The organism is Pseudomonas sp. TMW 2.1634 (genome assembly GCF_001703595.1).
Lineage (GTDB): Bacteria > Pseudomonadota > Gammaproteobacteria > Pseudomonadales > Pseudomonadaceae > Aquipseudomonas > Aquipseudomonas fragi.
On record NZ_CP016849.1, the window covers coordinates 181,069 to 198,545 of the forward strand.

General features: G+C 59.3%; 14 protein-coding genes. 2 read left to right on the forward strand and 12 right to left on the reverse strand.

All coding sequences use genetic code 11. The annotated features are described in order from the left end of the window. Positions 1–74: 74 nt before the first annotated feature. The 6 genes from purB to BFC21_RS00885 form a co-directional block, all read right to left on the reverse strand. Positions 75–1,445 (reverse strand): adenylosuccinate lyase, encoded by a 1,371-nt coding sequence (gene purB, locus BFC21_RS00860; protein ID WP_086796178.1) that lies wholly within the window; start codon positions 1,443–1,445, stop codon positions 75–77. 127 nt (positions 1,446–1,572) lie between these two features. Further along, entirely contained in the window at positions 1,573–2,196 is a 624-nt protein-coding gene (gene hflD, locus BFC21_RS00865) for a high frequency lysogenization protein HflD (RefSeq protein ID WP_088379408.1), read from the reverse strand. Further along, positions 2,193–3,326 (reverse strand): tRNA 2-thiouridine(34) synthase MnmA, encoded by a 1,134-nt coding sequence (gene mnmA / locus BFC21_RS00870; RefSeq protein ID WP_016780207.1) that lies wholly within the window; start codon positions 3,324–3,326, stop codon positions 2,193–2,195. Before mnmA ends, hflD begins: the two co-directional genes overlap by 4 nt. Positions 3,327–3,385: 59 nt before the next feature. After that, complete coding sequence (locus BFC21_RS00875; protein ID WP_016780208.1) at positions 3,386–3,832, reverse strand: NUDIX hydrolase; 447 nt, start codon at positions 3,830–3,832, stop codon at positions 3,386–3,388. Positions 3,833–4,026: 194 nt separating this feature from the next. Then, positions 4,027–6,249, reverse strand: a complete 2,223-nt coding sequence (locus BFC21_RS00880; protein WP_088379409.1) for an NADP-dependent isocitrate dehydrogenase — start codon at positions 6,247–6,249, stop codon at positions 4,027–4,029. A gap of 440 nt (positions 6,250–6,689) precedes the next feature. Further along, the gene (locus BFC21_RS00885) at positions 6,690–6,968 is read right to left on the reverse strand and encodes a cold shock domain-containing protein (RefSeq protein WP_162939267.1); all 279 of its coding nucleotides are present in this window, start codon (positions 6,966–6,968) and stop codon (positions 6,690–6,692) included. Between the two features lie 229 nt (positions 6,969–7,197). Between BFC21_RS00885 and clpS the strand changes: the two genes are divergently transcribed. After that, a complete protein-coding gene (gene clpS / locus BFC21_RS00890) occupies positions 7,198–7,560 on the forward strand; it encodes an ATP-dependent Clp protease adapter ClpS (protein WP_016780211.1) in 363 nt (120 codons plus the stop codon). Positions 7,561–7,589: 29 nt separating this feature from the next. Beyond that, positions 7,590–9,860: an ATP-dependent Clp protease ATP-binding subunit ClpA gene (clpA, locus tag BFC21_RS00895; RefSeq protein WP_088379411.1), complete on the forward strand. Its 2,271-nt coding sequence runs from the start codon at positions 7,590–7,592 to the stop codon at positions 9,858–9,860. A gap of 205 nt (positions 9,861–10,065) precedes the next feature. On the opposite strand, the gene BFC21_RS00900 is transcribed toward clpA, so the two are convergent. The 6 genes from BFC21_RS00900 to aat all read right to left on the reverse strand — a co-directional run bounded on the left by BFC21_RS00900 (position 10,066) and on the right by aat (position 17,277). After that, positions 10,066–11,688 (reverse strand): Na/Pi cotransporter family protein, encoded by a 1,623-nt coding sequence (locus BFC21_RS00900; protein ID WP_120265511.1) that lies wholly within the window; start codon positions 11,686–11,688, stop codon positions 10,066–10,068. A 67-nt stretch (positions 11,689–11,755) separates the two neighbouring features. Next, positions 11,756–14,470, reverse strand: a complete 2,715-nt coding sequence (gene mgtA / locus BFC21_RS00905; protein ID WP_120265512.1) for a magnesium-translocating P-type ATPase — start codon at positions 14,468–14,470, stop codon at positions 11,756–11,758. Between the two features lie 227 nt (positions 14,471–14,697). Beyond that, positions 14,698–14,937, reverse strand: coding sequence for a hypothetical protein (locus BFC21_RS00910; RefSeq protein WP_088379414.1), 240 nt, complete (start codon positions 14,935–14,937; stop codon positions 14,698–14,700). Positions 14,938–15,517: 580 nt separating this feature from the next. Further along, a complete protein-coding gene (gene infA / locus BFC21_RS00915; RefSeq protein WP_002553999.1) occupies positions 15,518–15,736 on the reverse strand; it encodes a translation initiation factor IF-1 in 219 nt (72 codons plus the stop codon). A 98-nt stretch (positions 15,737–15,834) separates the two neighbouring features. After that, positions 15,835–16,542, reverse strand: a complete 708-nt coding sequence (locus tag BFC21_RS00920; protein ID WP_088379415.1) for an arginyltransferase — start codon at positions 16,540–16,542, stop codon at positions 15,835–15,837. 57 nt (positions 16,543–16,599) lie between these two features. Continuing rightward, positions 16,600–17,277 (reverse strand): leucyl/phenylalanyl-tRNA--protein transferase, encoded by a 678-nt coding sequence (gene aat / locus BFC21_RS00925; RefSeq protein WP_016780217.1) that lies wholly within the window; start codon positions 17,275–17,277, stop codon positions 16,600–16,602. Between the last annotated feature and the right edge of the window lie 200 nt (positions 17,278–17,477).

Sequence of the window (17,477 nt, forward strand, 5' to 3'; positions counted from 1 at the left end):
ATTGAAAAAATGCACTTTGTAATCGGGAATAAAAACGCCCGGCACGGCCGGGCGTTAATAGGTCGTTGCAGCGATCAGATACGCTTGGCTTGCGCGACCGCGTTGCCAATGTAGTTGGCAGGGGTCAGCAGCTTCAGCTCGGCTTTGGCCGCTTCCGGCATTTCAAGGCCGTCGATGAAAGTTTGCAGTGCTTCAGGGCTGATGCCCTTGCCGCGGGTCAGCTCTTTGAGCTTCTCGTACGGGTTTTCGATGTTGTAGCGGCGCATCACGGTCTGGATCGGCTCGGCCAGGACTTCCCAGCAAGCGTCCAGGTCAGCAGCGATTTTCTGCGCATTCAGTTCAAGCTTGCTGATGCCCTTGAGGCTGGCTTCGTATGCGATCACGCTGTGAGCAAAGCCCACGCCGAGGTTGCGCAGTACGGTGGAGTCGGTCAGGTCGCGCTGCCAGCGGGAGATTGGCAGCTTGCTGGCCAGATGCTGGAACAGGGCGTTGGCGATACCCAGGTTGCCTTCGGAGTTTTCGAAGTCGATCGGGTTGACCTTGTGCGGCATGGTCGAGGAACCGATTTCGCCGGCAATGGTGCGCTGCTTGAAGTAGCCCAGGGAGATGTAGCCCCAGATATCGCGATCGAAGTCGATCAGGATGGTGTTGAAGCGGGCGATGGCGTCGAACAGCTCGGCGATGTAGTCGTGCGGCTCGATCTGGGTGGTGTACGGGTTGAAGCCCAGGCCCAGTTCGTCTTCGATAAAGGCGCGGGCGTTTTCTTCCCAGTCGATCTGCGGGTAGGCCGACAGGTGGGCGTTGTAGTTGCCCACGGCGCCGTTGATCTTGCCCAGCAGCGGTACGGCTGCAACCTGAGCGATTTGACGCTCAAGGCGGTAAACCACGTTGGCCAGCTCTTTGCCCAGGGTGGTCGGCGAGGCCGGTTGACCGTGGGTGCGCGACAGCATTGGTACGTCGGCGAACTTGATCGCCAGCTCGCGGATGGCTTCTGCAGTTTGACGCATCAGCGGCAGCATCACGTCATCGCGGCCTTCGCGCAGCATCAAGGCGTGGGACAGGTTGTTGATGTCCTCGCTGGTGCAGGCAAAGTGGATGAACTCACTGACGTTGGCCAGTTCAGGCAGCTTGGCGGCCTGTTCCTTGAGTAGGTACTCAATGGCTTTGACGTCGTGGTTGGTGGTGCGCTCGATCTCTTTGACACGCTCGGCGTGCTCCAGAGAGAAGTTTTCCGCCAGTTCGTTCAGAACGGCGTTGGCTTCGGCGGAGAAGGCCGGGACTTCAGGGATGGCAGCGTGAGCAGCCAGGCGCTGGAGCCAGCGAACTTCAACCAGGACGCGAGCACGGATCAAGCCGTATTCGCTGAAAATTGGGCGCAGGGCCTGGGTTTTGCCGGCGTAGCGGCCGTCAACAGGGGAAACCGCAGTGAGCGAAGAGAGCTTCATGGGGTGTTCTCGGACAGTCGGGCAACGAAATGGGGCGCGTATCATACATGAAAAAACGGCCGGTCCGTTGCCAAGTGACCGGCGTCACACGCGAATCGATGTTGAAATCTGTGCCTGCTGGCGGGCTTCAGTTGCCGCGCAGCATTGGATAAAGCTCTTTGAGCAGCTTGCGCCGGCTGATGACCAGCTGCCAGCGATGCCCGCCCAATTGGCGCCACAGCCGTGCGCAGCGGATACCGGCCAGCAGCAGGGCGCGAATTTTCGACGCGTTGTTCGGTTGTTGCAGGTTGCGCATGTCGCCGTGCACCTGGATGCGCTGGCGCAAGGTGCTCAGGGTGTCCTGGTACAGCGCGCCGCAGGCGGCCACCACGTTTTCGTGGGCCGGGCCGAAGTGTTCGACCTGGGACTGGATCTGCGGCAGGCGTTTGCCGATCAGCTCCAGCATGTCATCGCGCTTGGCCAGTTGGCGCTCAAGGCCGAGCATCGACAACGCGTAACGCAAAGGCTCGCGCTGCAGGGTGTTGGGGTCGCGCTCAAGGGCGCCGATCAGGGCGCGGTAGCCTTCGCGCAGGTTGATGTCGTCACCGCCAAACACTTCCAGGGTGTCCTTGGGGTCACGCACCAGCAGGCTGCCGAGCATGCAGCTCAGGTCGGCCTCGCTGACCTGGCCGGTCTTGGCGATCTTGTCCACCAAAACGGCGGACAGGAATACGCCGCCCAGGGCTACCAGTTGCTCCTGAGTCGGGTTCATGGGCGCTTGCCCTTGCTCGACCAGGGCTCGGCCACTTCGATCACGCCGCCGCCCAGGCAGACTTCGCCGTCGTAAAACACCACGGACTGGCCGGGTGTTACTGCGCGTTGCGGGTCATCGAAGGTGGCGCGGTAGCCACTTGCGGTTTTTTCCAGGGTGCAGGGCTGGTCGCTCTGGCGATAGCGAACCTTGGCTGTCAGGCGCAACGGGGTGCTCAGGTCGATCGGATTGACCCAGTAGATCTCGGAGGCGAGCAGGGCGCCGGAGAACAGCCACGGATGGTCGTTGCCCTGGCCGACGATCAGCTCGTTGTGCTCCAGGTCCTTGACCAGCACGTACCACGGCTCGTCGCTGGCGTCCTTGAGGCCGCCAATGCCCAGGCCCTGGCGCTGGCCGATGGTGTGGTACATCAGGCCGTGGTGGCGGCCGATCACTTCACCTTCGGTGGTCTTGATCTCGCCCGGCTGTGCCGGCAGGTATTGCTTGAGGAAATCGCTGAAACGGCGTTCGCCGATAAAGCAGATCCCGGTGGAGTCTTTTTTCTTGGCCGTGGCCAGATCGTGCTTTTCGGCGATGCGGCGCACTTCCGGTTTTTCCAGCTCGCCGACCGGGAACAGGGTGCGGGCGATCTGTTCGCCGCCGACGGCGTGCAGGAAGTAGCTCTGGTCCTTGTTCGGGTCCAGGCCCTTGAGCAGCTCGGTGCGGCCGTCAATGTCGCGACGGCGCACATAGTGGCCGGTAGCGATCAGGTCGGCGCCGAGCATCAGGGCGTAGTCCAGGAAGGCCTTGAACTTGATTTCGCGGTTGCACAGGATGTCCGGGTTGGGCGTACGGCCGGCCTTGTACTCGGCCAGGAAGTGCTCGAACACGTTGTCCCAGTACTCGGCGGCAAAGTTGGCGGTGTGCAGCTTGATGCCGATCTTGTCGCACACGGCCTGGGCGTCTGCCAGGTCATCCATGGCGGTGCAGTAATCCGTTCCGTCGTCTTCCTCCCAGTTCTTCATGAACAGGCCTTCCACCTGGTAGCCCTGCTCCATAAGCAGAACGGCGGAAACGGAAGAGTCGACACCGCCGGACATGCCGACGATGACGCGCTGTTTTTCGGGGGCGACTAGGGCTGGATCACGCATAAGGATTCAATGAGTGTCTTGAAAAAGGACGCGATTCTAGCAGGCCCGAGCGCTCAAGGCTAAACCGAAGGGCGGATTAACGTCAGGTCGAACAGTTTGCCGCCCAGATAATCGTCGATGCACTGCAGGGTCAGCTCGCTGCGCCAGCGATCGCGTTGCGCCAGCAGCTCGTCGCGAGTCAGCCACAACGGGCCGATAATGCCGGTGTCGAGCTTGTAGTCGGGGTGGTGCTTGACGGCCTTGCCGGCAAAGCAGATGCGCTGGTAGGTCACGCCGTTGCTGGGGGCGGTGTAGAGGTAAATGCCGATCACGCCGGTCAGTTCGACGTCGTAACCGGTTTCTTCGAGGGTTTCGCGGATGGCGGCGTCGATCAGGCTTTCGTCGGGGTCGAGATGCCCGGCGGGTTGATTGAGCACGGCGCGCTCGCGCTTGAGTTCTTCGACCATCAGGAAGCGGCCATTGTCTTCAACGACAGTGGCGACGGTGATATGGGGTTTCCATTCCATGGGGTGGGTCTCGGTTTATGGGTAGGTGCATACCCCTGTGGGAGCGGGCTTGCTCGCGAAGCAGGCGCTTCGGTATGTGATTTTTACGCGGTGATGCTATCGCGGGCAAGCCCGCTCCCACAGGGTTTGTATGGGCCGTAAAAACACAAACCCCGGCGTCGTGGGCCGGGGTCTGTGGTGTTGCCTGTTTGCCCTTACACCGAGGCGATGATCGCGTTCAGTGTGGCGCTAGGGCGCATTACTTTGCTTACCTTGTCGGCATCGGCGTGGTAGTAACCACCGATATCGACCGGCTTGCCCTGCACGGCGTTGAGTTCGGCAACGATTTTTGCCTCGTTCTCGGCCATTGCTTTTGCCACTGGGGCAAACTGGGCTTGCAGTTCTTTGTCTTCAGTCTGGGCGGCCAGGGCCTGAGCCCAGTACAGCGCCAGGTAGAAGTGGCTACCGCGGTTGTCGATGTTGCCGACTTTGCGCGATGGCGATTTGTTGTTGTCGAGGAACTGGCCGGTGGCCTGGTCCAGGGTCTTGGCCAGCACCAACGCTTTCGGGTTGTTGTAGGTCGTGCCCAGGTGCTCCAGGGAAGCCGCCAGTGCCAGGAATTCACCCAGCGAGTCCCAGCGCAGGAAGTTTTCTTCCAGCAGCTGTTGAACGTGCTTCGGAGCCGAACCACCTGCGCCGGTTTCGAACAGACCGCCGCCATTCATCAGCGGAACGATCGACAGCATTTTGGCGCTGGTGCCCAGTTCCATGATCGGGAACAGGTCGGTCAGGTAGTCGCGCAGCACGTTGCCGGTCACCGAGATGGTGTCCAGGCCCTTGCGGGTACGCTCCAGGGTGAACTTCATGGCTTCAACCGGCGCCATGATGCGAATGTCCAGGCCGCTGGTGTCGTGATCCTTCAGGTAGGTTTCTACCTTCTTGATCATTTCGGCGTCGTGGCTACGCTTTGGATCGAGCCAGAACACGGCCGGGGTGTTGCTGGCGCGAGCGCGGTTGACGGCCAGTTTGACCCAGTCGCGGATCGGCGCGTCCTTGGCCTGGCACATGCGCCAGATATCGCCTTCTTCGACCTTTTGCTCCATCAGCACGTTGCCGTTGCTGTCGGTGACGCGAACAACGCCCGGGGTCTTGATCTGGAAGGTTTTGTCGTGGGAGCCGTACTCTTCGGCTTTTTGCGCCATCAGGCCAACGTTTGGCACGCTGCCCATAGTGGTTGGATCGAAGGCGCCGTGCTTCTTGCAGTCTTCGATGGTGGCCTGGTAGATGGTGGCGTAGCAGCGATCCGGGATCACGGCCTTGGTGTCCTGCAGCTGGCCTTCGGTGTTCCACATCTTGCCGGAATCACGAATCATGGCCGGCATCGAGGCGTCGACGATTACGTCGCTTGGCACGTGCAGGTTGGTGATGCCCTTGTCGGAGTTGACCATGGCCAGCGCAGGGCGGTTGGCATACACAGCTTCGATGTCGGCTTCGATTTCAGCTTGCTTCTCGGCCGGCAGCGCCTTGATGCGCGCGTACAGGTCGCCGATACCGTTGTTCAGGTTGAAACCGATTTCTTTCAGGACGTCTGCGTGTTTTTCCAGCGCATCCTTGTAGAACTCGGCCACGATCTGGCCAAACATGATCGGGTCGGAAACCTTCATCATGGTGGCTTTAAGGTGAACCGAGAACAGAACGCCTTGTTTTTTGGCGTCTTCGATTTCGGCCGCTACGAACTGGCGCAGGGCTTTTTTGCTCATCACGGAGCAATCGATGATCTCACCGGCCTGGACGGCGGTTTTTTCTTTCAGGACGGTGGTGGTGCCGTCTTGAGCGATCAGTTCGATTTTAACGCTGCCCGGTGTTTCGATCAGGGCGGCTTTTTCGCTGGCGTAGAAGTCGCCTTCGCTCATGTGAGCAACGTGGGACTTGGAGTCTGCAGCCCAGGCGCCCATTTTGTGCGGGTGCTTGCGCGCGTAGTTCTTGACCGACAGCGGGGCGCGGCGGTCGGAGTTGCCTTCGCGCAGTACCGGGTTCACGGCACTGCCCATTACCTTGCTGTAACGGGCCTTGGTTTCTTTTTCGGCGTCGGTGGTGACGGTTTCCGGGTAGTCCGGAATGTTGTAGCCCTGAGCTTGCAGTTCCTTGATCGCGGCCTGCAGTTGCGGGACCGAGGCGCTGATGTTGGGCAGCTTGATGATGTTGGCTTCAGGGGTAACGGCCAGGGCGCCCAGTTCGGCGAGGTGGTCCGCTACAGCCTTGTCACCCAATTGCTCGGGGAAGCTTGAGAGGATGCGGCCAGCCAGAGAGATGTCGCGCGTTTCAACGGCGATATCGGCGCTGGCGGTAAACGCCTCGATGATAGGCAGCAGTGAATAGGTGGCGAGCGCCGGAGCTTCGTCGGTGAAGGTGTAGATGATCTTCGAACGGTTGGGCATTTCGGATTAACTCTCTTCTTTGCTGAGCGTGCTCAGATACTCGAGATGCGCAGGGTAGGCGCTTTCGTTCACAGTGAACAATGAGCCGAAAGTCGAGGTTCTTCGCGGTGATGTGAATGCATCAGTAGAGCGTCAAGCGGTCGAACCGGGGTAACGGCTCAGCCTTTCTAGGCCTGAAAGACTCATTCCAGCATGTGTTTGCAGGTGACTCAATGGTCACCGGCGCAGTATACATAGGTCATCAAGGTTGCTGCGAGGGGGGCGGCCTAACACGAATCATCCATTGGTCTAAGTCCCTGCGGCAAAATGCCCTGATTTTTGCCGATTAGCCCAGTGTTTACGCGGTTTTTCGGCAATCTGCATTTTCCCCGCGCAGGGCGCGGGCATAAAAAAACCGGCCGATTCGCGTGATTGAATCGGCCGGTTTCTTCTGCGGCGGGTCAGACCGAGAGGCTGGTCACCTCTTGTGCAGGCGCTTGAGCACTGGCTGGAACTTGAGCGTTGGTGATGGCAACCGCATGCAGGCCCTTGGGGCCCTGGATTATATCGAAGCTCACAGGCTGGCCTGCCTTGAGCGTCTTGTAACCGTCCATCTGGATTGCTGAAAAATGCGCAAAAAAGTCGATCGGGTTTCCGTGTTCATCGATGCCTTCCTTGGCCTGCGTATTAATAAAGCCGAAGCCTTTGGCGTTGTTGAACCACTTGACCTTGCCTTGCATACTCATATCCCTCTGCTGCAAACCACTCCATCACTGGAGTATTATCCAGTCAACTCGCACAGAAACCCGTAAATATGGTTGACTGTGCGGACCATTTTTCCCACTGTGGGTACTATATGGTTGTAACACCGTTTTACCGATAGTCAAGGTCACGCGGCGGCGGTGTTGAATTATGATACTCACGCCTCCATCACTGTATTCGTACAACCAACGACGAACCTTTCTTTCCATGCATGCAATCAGCCAGACTCGACTAACATTCAATCAGGATCACCCCGATTTTGATGACGAAGACTCCGCTGGCTTGGCTGTGCAAGAGGCTAAGCCTGCGCTTCAGGCGCCGCCGATGTACAAGGTGGTTTTATTTAATGATGACTACACGCCAATGGATTTCGTTGTAGAGATCCTTGAAGTGTTTTTTAACTTGAATCGCGAATTGGCGACCAAGGTCATGCTGGCCGTCCATACAGAAGGACGGGCTGTGTGCGGCATCTATACCCGCGACATTGCCGAGACCAAGGCGGCGCAGGTAAACCAGTACGCACGCGAAAGCCAGCATCCGCTACTCTGTGAAATCGAGAAGGACGGTTAACGCCGACCACTTGGGTATGAGGTGAAGCCATGTTAAATCGCGAGCTCGAAGTCACCCTCAATCTTGCCTTCAAGGAAGCCCGCTCCAAACGTCATGAGTTCATGACGGTTGAGCACCTCCTTTTAGCGCTCCTGGATAATGAGGCGGCCGCAACCGTTCTACGCGCCTGTGGCGCAAACCTCGAGAAACTCAAGCATGACCTGCAAGAGTTTATTGATTCCACGACTCCCCTGATCCCCGTCCACGACGAAGACCGTGAAACCCAGCCAACCCTGGGGTTCCAGCGGGTCTTGCAGCGTGCGGTGTTCCATGTGCAGAGCTCCGGCAAGCGTGAAGTGACCGGCGCCAATGTGCTGGTAGCCATCTTCAGCGAGCAGGAAAGCCAGGCCGTATTCCTGCTCAAGCAGCAGAGCGTGGCGCGCATCGACGTGGTCAACTTTATTGCCCACGGCATCTCCAAGGTGCCCGGGCATGGCGAGCACAGCGACAGCGATCATGAAATGCAAGATGAAGAGGGTGGCGAGTCGTCGTCCTCCAGCAACCCTCTGGACGCTTATGCCAGCAACCTGAATGAACTGGCCCGTCAGGGCCGGATTGATCCGCTGGTGGGTCGCGAAATGGAAGTTGAGCGCGTTGCTCAGATCCTGGCGCGTCGGCGCAAAAACAACCCGCTGCTGGTCGGCGAGGCTGGCGTGGGCAAAACCGCGATTGCCGAGGGCCTGGCCAAACGCATCGTCGACAATCAAGTGCCTGACCTGCTGGCTAACAGCATCGTCTATTCCCTTGACCTCGGCGCCTTGCTGGCGGGCACCAAGTACCGTGGCGATTTCGAGAAGCGTTTCAAGGCGCTGCTGGGCGAGCTGAAAAAGCGCCCGCAGGCGATCCTGTTTATCGACGAAATCCACACGATTATCGGTGCCGGTGCGGCCTCGGGCGGGGTGATGGACGCGTCCAACCTGCTCAAGCCATTGCTGTCTTCGGGTGATATTCGCTGTATCGGATCCACCACGTTCCAGGAATTTCGCGGGATCTTCGAAAAAGATCGTGCCCTGGCGCGTCGCTTCCAGAAAGTTGACGTGTCCGAGCCTTCGGTCGAAGACACCATCGGCATTCTGCGCGGGCTCAAGGGTCGTTTCGAGCAGCATCACGGCATCGAATACAGCGACGAGGCCCTGCGCGCTGCGGCTGAGCTGGCCTCGCGCTATATCAATGACCGGCACATGCCGGACAAGGCCATTGACGTGATCGACGAAGCCGGTGCCTTCCAGCGCCTGCAGCCGGTCGAGAGCCGGGTCAAGCGCATTGAAGTGGCCCAGGTTGAAGACATCGTGGCGAAAATCGCCCGTATTCCGCCAAAACACGTCTCGGTCTCGGACAAGGAGCTGTTGCGCAACCTTGAGCGTGACCTGCGCCTGACCGTGTTCGGCCAGGATGCGGCCATTGATTCGCTGTCCACGGCGATCAAGCTGTCCCGTGCCGGGCTCAAGTCGCCGGACAAGCCGGTGGGCTCGTTCCTGTTTGCCGGGCCTACCGGTGTCGGCAAAACCGAGGCGGCGCGCCAGTTGGCCAAGGCCTTGGGTATCGAGCTGATCCGCTTCGACATGTCCGAGTACATGGAGCGCCACACCGTGTCGCGTCTGATCGGTGCGCCTCCGGGCTATGTCGGGTTCGATCAGGGCGGTTTGCTCACTGAAGCCATCACCAAGCAGCCTCACTGTGTATTGCTGCTCGATGAAATCGAGAAGGCGCACCCGGAAGTCTTCAACCTGCTGCTGCAGGTCATGGACCACGGCACGCTGACCGACAACAACGGGCGCAAGGCGGATTTCCGCAACGTGATCATCATCATGACCACCAACGCAGGTGCTGAAACCGCGTCTCGGGCTTCGATGGGCTTTACCCATCAGGATCATGCTTCCGATGCAATGGAAGCGATCAAGAAGAGCTTTACCCCCGAGTTCCGTAACCGCCTGGACACCATCATCCAGTTTGGTCGCCTCAGCCACGAGGTTATCAAGCATGTGGTGGACAAGTTCCTCACCGAGCTGCAGGCGCAACTGGAAGACAAGCACGTGCAGCTTGAGGTGTCGGATGCGGCGCGCGGCTGGCTGGCGGCGGGTGGCTATGACGCGCTGATGGGCGCACGGCCGATGGCCCGTTTGATCCAGGACAAGATCAAGCGTCCACTGGCTGAAGAGATTCTCTTTGGTGAATTGGCCGATCATGGCGGTGTGGTACACATCGACCTTGAAAACGGCGAGCTGACCTTCGAGTCTGAAACCGCCGTCGAAATGGCTTGATGTAACACCGCAGTAAAAAAGGCGCCTTCGGGCTAATGCCGATCAGTTGGGCGGGATGCAAAATCCCTGTGGGAGCGGGCTTGCTCGCGATTGGGGCAACGCGGTTTGAAAGTTGAACCGCGTTGTCTGTATCGCGAGCAAGCCCGCTCCACAATGCCCATGACTGGTTTGCATTGGTGCTTTGGCGCCTTTTTGCTGTGTGGCGCTAGTGGGTCAGTGCGCCAGTGCGCTCCAGCATCGGGTAGCCCAGGGCTGCGATATGGTGATGGACGCGACGGTAGTCGCGCAGCACCCGCTGGAAAATATCCCCGGATTCGGCCCAGGCGCTCTTGTCATTTTGCAGCTTGCGAAAGTGCTCGCGGCTGGCGCTGGCTTCCAGTTTGCGCACGGTTTCCTTGTGCCCGATCAGGGCCTGGGCAGCGCTCACGTCCTCACGCAAAAACGCGGTAATAGCCAGGTTCAGGCTGTCCAGCAGGGCCAGGTGCATGGCCTGGATCTGGATCAGTTCGAACGAGGAAAAGTGCTCGCCCCGGCGCGTGCGGCGAACAGCCAGTTGCGCGAGGTTGCTGAGGATGTCACCAGCGTGCTCCAGGTTGATTACGAACATCAGCACTTCCTGGGCGCGATCGGCATCGTCATCACTCAGGCCGTCCTGGCCGATATCGGCCAGATAGGCGCGGATTGCCGCACTTAGCAGGTCGATGGACTGATCCAGCTGGCGCACCTTGACTGCCGTGTGCGGGACGGGTTTCTCGAACAGTTGCAACACCTGATTGAGCATCAGTGCGGTCATGTCCGCCAGGCGCAGGGCTTCACGCACGGCATTGGACAGGCCGATATTGGCCACTTCCAGCCCGGCTTCGTCCAGATACTGCGGCATGCCCGGGTCTGCTGGGGGTTCCTGCTGGGGGAGCAGGCGGGTCAACAGGCGTGCGCAGGGTTCGATCAGGCCGATAAACACCACGGCCAGCAGCAGGTTGAACGCGGTATGCAGGTACACCACCCACTGTGCGAGGCCAATATCGCTGCGGGCCACAACGCTGGCCAGCAACGGCAGGCAGGGCAGCAAGGCCACGGTGCCCAGCAGGCGGACCAGCAGGTTACCCAGCGGCAGGCGTCGCGCCACGGGTGAGCTGGCGCTCATCATGGAGGGTAGCGCGCCACCGATGTTGGCGCCGAGCATCAGGGCGATGGCGGTGACGGGTGTCATCATGCCGGCGCCGGCCAGCGAGGCAATCAGCAGTACCACGGCGACACTGGAGTGGCAGACCCAGGTCAGCAGCACGGCAGCGACCACTGCGATGATCACATCGCCTTCCAGGCTTTGCATCACGGCGCGAAACACCGAGGTGGCTTCCATATGCCCCAGGGTGGCACTGAGCAGGCCCAGGGCCAGCAGCATCAGGCCCAGGCCGATCAGTGCGCAGCCGACGCTTTCGTAGCGTGAATCATCGCGCAGGCGAAAAACAATAAAGCCTGTCAGCACAATCACCGGCATTGCCAGTGAGGTATCGAAACTGAGCAGTTGCACCACCAGAGTCGAGCCGATATTGGCCCCCAGCATCACGGCCAGGGCGGGCGCCAGGCTCAGGGTGCCGGCTGCGGTAAAGGAGGTGGCCATCAGGCTGACTGCCGTGCTGCTTTGCAGCACACCGGTAATGCCGATGCCGCTGATCAGCGCCATCCAGCGGTTATTCAGGTTGCGCCCCATCCAGTTGCGCAATTGGGTGCCAAACCCGCGCAGCAGGGCGGTGGAAATCATATGGGTGCCCCACAGCAAAAGTGCGATGGCGCCCGCGAGGTTGAGTAACAGAGTGGTTCCCGACATAAGGAATCTCCACAAAACACATATTCATTGTGCCGTGGGGCCAGTTGCCCGGCCCCACGGCTTTAGATCAGTACCACTGCTTGAAACGGCGGATGTAGATCGTTTTCATCAGTTGCGCAACGCAGCAGTAGCTCAGCAGGGTGGCCACCAGCCAAGGGAAGTACGACAGCGGCAGCGGCTCCAGGCCCACCATCGTGCCCAGTGGCGAGAACGGTACGTAGATCCCCAGCACAATTACGAGGATGGTCATCATGGTCACCGGCCATGCCGCCGTGCTCTGGAAGAACGGGATCTTGCGGGTGCGCAGCATATGCACCACCAGGGTTTGCGACAGCAGCCCCTCGATAAACCAGCCGGACTGGAACAGGGTCTGCATTTCCACGCTGTTGGCCGAGAACACGTACCACATCAGGGCGAAGGTGGTGATGTCGAAGATCGACGAAGTCGGGCCGATCCAGATCATGAAGCGGCCGATATTCTTGGCGTCCCACTTGCGCGGTTTTTGCAGGTATTCCCGGTCCATCTTGTCCCACGGCAAAGCCAGCTGGGAGATGTCGTACATCAGGTTTTGCAGCAGCAGGTGAATCGACAGCATCGGCAGGAAAGGAATAAAGGCACTGGCCACCAGTACCGAGAACACGTTGCCGAAGTTGGAGCTGGCGGTCATGTTCAGGTACTTCATGATATTGCCGAAGGTCTCACGGCCTTTGAGCACGCCTTCCTCCAGCACCATCAGGCTTTTCTCCAGGAGGATGATGTCGGCTGATTCCTTGGCGATATCCGTGCCGCTGTCCACCGAGATGCCCACGTCGGCATCGCGCAGGGCCGGGGCGTCGTTGATGCCGTCGCCGAGAAAGCCGACGGTATGGCCATTGGCTTGCAGGGCTTTCAGTACCCGGGACTTCTGCAGCGGGGTGAGCTTGGCAAATACCGTGCGTTGTTCAACCTCCAATTGCAGTGTGGCGTCGTCCATGCTCTCGATCTGCGGGCCGAGCAGCGGCGTGCCGGGTTCCAGGCCGACCTGGCGGCAAATCTTGCTGGTGACCACGGCGTTGTCGCCAGTCAGCACCTTGACCGCTACACCGATATCTTGCAGGGCGGCAATTGCCGGGCCAGCCGTCTCTTTTGGTGGATCGAGAAAGGTGAGCAGGCCGCGGATCACCAGGTCGTGCTCGTCAGCGGTGTTGTATTGCTTTTGTGCCTGGGCCTTGGGGATGTCCCGCGTGGCAACCAGCAGCACGCGGAAGCCGTCCTCGTTGTATTCGGTGGCCAGGGCCAGCAGTTGTTCACGGCGCGCCGGGTCCAGCGCCACGCGAATGTCGCCTTCCATCATGTGGGTGGCGATACCGAGCATTTCTTCCACGGCGCCCTTGCACACCAGCAAGTGATCGCCACGGCTGTCCTTGACGATGATCGACAAGCGCCGACGCACGAAATCAAAGGGCAGTTCATCGACCTTGCTGTAGTTGAGCGGTGCGCTGAACTTTGCGTCCTGCCGGGCGAACTGCACCACGGCCTGATCCATCAGGTTGCGAATGCCGCTTTGGTGATGGCTGTTGAGCCAGGCCAGGGCCAGTACCGATTCATCGCGCTTGCCGCTGGCGTCGACATGGTGCTCCAGGATGATGTGATCCTGGGTCAGGGTGCCGGTCTTGTCCGTGCACAGCACGTCCATCGACCCCAGGTTCTGGATGGCATTGAGGCGCTTGACCACCACTTTGCGCTTGGCCATGGCGGTTGCGCCCTTGGCCAGGTTGGCGCTGACAATCATTGGCAGCATTTCCGGGGTCAGGCCGACCGCCACCGCCAGGGCAAACAGGAAGGCGTCACCCCAGTCGCCCTTGGAAAAGCCGTTGAGGAAGAACACGATCGGCACCATGACCAGCATAAAGCGGATCAGCAGCCAGCTGACGCTGTTGACCCCGCGGTCGAATGCGGTTTGCGTGCGTGAACCGACGATGGCCTTGGCCAGCGAGCCAAAATAGGTGCGTGGCCCGGTGGCCACCACCACGGCGCGCGCCGTGCCGCTGACCACGTTGGTGCCCATAAAGCAGATATTGGGCAGGTCCAGCAGGTTGCTCTGGTCGGCGCCGGTGCTGGAGGCGGATTTTTGCGTGACATCGCCCAGGGTGTCGTACTTCTCTACGGGCAAGGCTTCGCCGGTGAGCACGGCCTGGCTGATAAACAGGTCGCGGGACTCGATCAGGCGAATATCCGCCGGGATCATGTCGCCGGCCGACAGCTGCACGATATCGCCGGCCACCAGTTCACGCATCGGTACTTCATGCACCGAGGTGCGGGTGCCGCTGTTGTCGCGCCGCACCACGGTCGCGGTGGTGCGGACCATGGCCTTGAGGGCCTCGGCGGACTTGGCCGAGCGGTGCTCCTGCCAGAACCGCAGCAGGCTGCTGAGGCCGACCATCAGGCCAATGATGATGACTTTGGTGAGGTCGCCTTCTTCGCCGTCCCGTTCCGGCAGCCAATAGTCGGTGAAAAAACTGATGACGCCCAGGGTCAGCAATACATAGATAAACGGATTGTGCAGGGCCAGCATGAATTGCACGAAGGCATGAGGCGGCTTGTCATGGGCCACTTCGTTGTAGCCTTCGGTTTGCAGGCGCTCGGCGGCCTGCTCTTCGGTCAGGCCGGCAGTGGTGGCGCGCACATTGGCCAGGGTGGCCGAAAGGCCGTTCTGTGCTTCCCGAGCGGCACGCATGGACAGTTTCTGGCTGTCAGCGGTGCTGTTCTTGTCCCGAACTTTAGTGTTTTTAACGGCGCTCATGATGAGTACTCCTGTCGCCAACTCTTGACCGGGCATATATTGAAGTGCCTTTTAAAAGGCGCGCCAATGTATGCCGAGTCGCAAACTTCGCAATCGGTTTAATTGAAGTGTTAAGTGCGCTTAAAGTCCCGCTGCTGCGAATTAATTAACAGGCACGCAGCGGGCAACTACTGGCTTCTTCCATAAGGACCTCCAGTTGATTGGCGGGTATATTTAAAAGTTGAAAATCAGCGCAAGAACCGACTCTGCGGGTCCTGGGAGTCGGCCATGCTCCAGCGCTGCTCCAGTTGGCCGGTGGCAGGGCTGACGCGCCAATGCACCTGACGGTGCGCTGGTTTTACGTCGAAAGTGGGGGTGTGAAAGGGCGATTTTAGCGCGCGAACGTAGGTGGGCTCGCGGGACAGTTTGACGCGCATGCTCGAGGCAAAGGCGCGAACGCCGGGTAGTACATGGGTTTTAAAGGTCATAACACACCTCGTGACCGGACAGCTGCCGGTGAGGTCGTTACGTTGGAGCGTCAGGCTCTAGCGCAGTTGACCTCGCCGTGCAGGCGAGTCCCGTCAATGTTTGGGTTTGGTGCCCGGAGCGCCGAATTTACGGTGCCCGGACAGCGACTAGATACTGTGTCCATTGGCTTCTTTTGTGAAGTTTATAGGCGGCCTGAATGACCGACCTGTGCAATCTACTCAGGCTGTCAGCGGGCGTCAATGTTTAAACTTGGCAAGTGGGGTTGGTACAGGAAGGGTTCAGGAAGTCTGGAAGTTGTTGGCGTGGTTCGCCGGGCAGGCACTTAATATGACAGGAAAGTTACAGGTATAGAAGTTTGAAGTGCGCAGTACTAATTGTTGGCGCGGGATATTCGCCAGGTCACATGCATACACACATCTTGTGGGAGCGGGCTTGCCCGCGATGGCATCACTGCGGTCAAGCTGGAGCATCGCTCGCTTGCATCGCGGGCAAGCCCGCTCCCACAGGTTCTGCTGGCATCGCTCAAATCGCGGGCAAACAAAAACGCCCGGCAGAGCCGGGCGTTTTGTATTGACTTGCTTAGCGAGCGCGGTAAGTGATGCGCCCTTTGCTCAAGTCATAGGGCGTCAGCTCGACGCGCACTTTGTCACCGGTAAGAATACGAATGTAGTTCTTGCGCATCTTGCCGGAGATATGCGCGGTTACGACGTGCCCATTTTCCAACTCCACACGAAACATGGTGTTGGGCAGGGTGTCGACGACAGTGCCTTCCATTTCGAAGCTGTCTTCTTTCGACATGCAGTAAAGCCCTCGGTGTCCAATGAATGGCCCGGTGCAACTGCGCCAGGCAAAAGCGGCGTGCATTGTGCCCGAAAAATGGGGGTTAAGCCAAGGGTTCAATCAAGAGAGCTCCATCTCTGGTTGATTAATAGCTCAATGGGCCGATATTCGGTCTTGTAATTCATCTTTTTGCAGTTCTTGATCCAGTACCCCAGGTACAGCGCATCCAGCCCCAGGCGCCGGGCTTCGGCAATTTGCCAGAGGATCCCGTAGCGGCCCAGGCTGCGCCGCTCCTCGTCGGGATCGTAGAAGGTGTAAACAGCCGACAGGCCATTGGGCAGTACGTCCGTGACGGCCACTGCCATTAAACGGCCATCAAGGCGGAATTCGTAGAACCTGCAAAACGCCAGGTCGCGCACCAGGAAGGTCGAAAACTGATCACGGCTGGGCGGGTACATGTCGCCATCGGCATGGCGCTGTTCGATATAACGCTGGTAAAGATCGAAGTTCTCTTCGCTGAACGCCGGTTTCACCGCCTGTACCTGCAAGTCGGCATTGCGCTTGAAAATGCGTTTTTGCTGACGATTTGGCAGGAAGCGGGCTACAGGGATGCGCGCCGGGGTGCAGGCATCGCACTTCAGGCAGTGCGGGCGATAGAGATGGTCGCCACTGCGCCGGAAGCCCATCTCGGACAAGTCGGCATAAACCTGCACATCCATCGGCTGACTGGGGTCGAGGAACAGCGTGGTGGCCTGTTCATCAGGCAAGTAGCTGCAAGCGTGAGGTTGAGTGGCATAAAACTTCAAACGCGCCAACTCGGTCATGATGAGCCCTCGGGAAATCTTTAAATTAAGTGTAAGCCAGCGCGCAAAAGTCGCCTACTAAACCCACTGTGCAGTTGTGGGCAGGTCCAGATGTTTTTGCAGATAGTCGGCAAACAGCTGACGCGGGATTGAGCGCGCGCCCAGGCTTTGCAGGTGGTCGGTGGGCATCTGGCAGTCAATCAGCACAAAACCCCAGGCTTGCAACTGCCTGACCAGGGTGGCAAAACCGAACTTCGAGGCATTGTCGGCACGACTGAACATGGATTCGCCAAAAAACAGCTGGCCCATCGCCAGGCCATACAGGCCGCCCACCAGTTCACCGTTGTCCCACACCTCTACCGAATGGGCATGGCCGCGGGCGTGCAGCTCGATATAGGCATTTTGCATGTCGTCGGTGATCCAGGTGCCGTCTGCATAGTCTCGGGGTGCGGCACAGGCCTTGATCACGGCTGCGAAGTCGCGGTCAAAACTCACCTGATAGCGTTGCTTGCGCAGCAGTTTGCCCAGGCTGCGTGACACATGCAGCTCTTCGGGGAACAGCACCGTACGCGGATCAGGCGACCACCAGAGGATCGGCTGGCCTTCGCTGAACCACGGAAAGCAACCGTGGCGATAGGCCTGGATCAGTCGGTCGGCAGACAGGTCGCCACCGGCCGCCAGCAGGCCGTTGGGCTCGCGCATGGCTTTGGCCAGTGGCGGAAATGTCAGTGTGTCGCGTTTTAACCAGGTCAGCATGGCATTGAGTCTTACCGAAGAAGGGGAGGCGGCTGCAACTCTGTCACGCAAGTGCGGTCTCAGTCGATCTGCCAGTTAAATACAAGCCCGGTTTTGCAGCTGGTATAAGTCTTTGTCACAAAAGGTAATACATGCTCAAATTGGCGCATCCCGGGCTGTCACGGCCAGCATGGCGTCGACGGCTCAAACCCGTACAATGG

Excerpts from the sequence above, each read along its gene's own strand:
- purB (WP_086796178.1), bottom strand. The coding sequence starts at position 1,445 with ATGAAGCTCTCTTCGCTCACTGCGGTTTCCCCTGTTGACGGCCGCTAC.
- hflD (WP_088379408.1), bottom strand. The coding sequence starts at position 2,196 with ATGAACCCGACTCAGGAGCAACTGGTAGCCCTGGGCGGCGTATTCCTG.
- mnmA (WP_016780207.1), bottom strand. The coding sequence starts at position 3,326 with ATGCGTGATCCAGCCCTAGTCGCCCCCGAAAAACAGCGCGTCATCGTC.
- BFC21_RS00875 (WP_016780208.1), bottom strand. The coding sequence starts at position 3,832 with ATGGAATGGAAACCCCATATCACCGTCGCCACTGTCGTTGAAGACAAT.
- BFC21_RS00880 (WP_088379409.1), bottom strand. The coding sequence starts at position 6,249 with ATGCCCAACCGTTCGAAGATCATCTACACCTTCACCGACGAAGCTCCG.
- BFC21_RS00885 (WP_162939267.1), bottom strand. The coding sequence starts at position 6,968 with ATGCAAGGCAAGGTCAAGTGGTTCAACAACGCCAAAGGCTTCGGCTTT.
- clpS (WP_016780211.1), top strand. The coding sequence starts at position 7,198 with ATGCATGCAATCAGCCAGACTCGACTAACATTCAATCAGGATCACCCC.
- clpA (WP_088379411.1), top strand. The coding sequence starts at position 7,590 with ATGTTAAATCGCGAGCTCGAAGTCACCCTCAATCTTGCCTTCAAGGAA.
- BFC21_RS00900 (WP_120265511.1), bottom strand. The coding sequence starts at position 11,688 with ATGTCGGGAACCACTCTGTTACTCAACCTCGCGGGCGCCATCGCACTT.
- mgtA (WP_120265512.1), bottom strand. The coding sequence starts at position 14,470 with ATGAGCGCCGTTAAAAACACTAAAGTTCGGGACAAGAACAGCACCGCT.
- BFC21_RS00910 (WP_088379414.1), bottom strand. The coding sequence starts at position 14,937 with ATGACCTTTAAAACCCATGTACTACCCGGCGTTCGCGCCTTTGCCTCG.
- infA (WP_002553999.1), bottom strand. The coding sequence starts at position 15,736 with ATGTCGAAAGAAGACAGCTTCGAAATGGAAGGCACTGTCGTCGACACC.
- BFC21_RS00920 (WP_088379415.1), bottom strand. The coding sequence starts at position 16,542 with ATGACCGAGTTGGCGCGTTTGAAGTTTTATGCCACTCAACCTCACGCT.
- aat (WP_016780217.1), bottom strand. The coding sequence starts at position 17,277 with ATGCTGACCTGGTTAAAACGCGACACACTGACATTTCCGCCACTGGCC.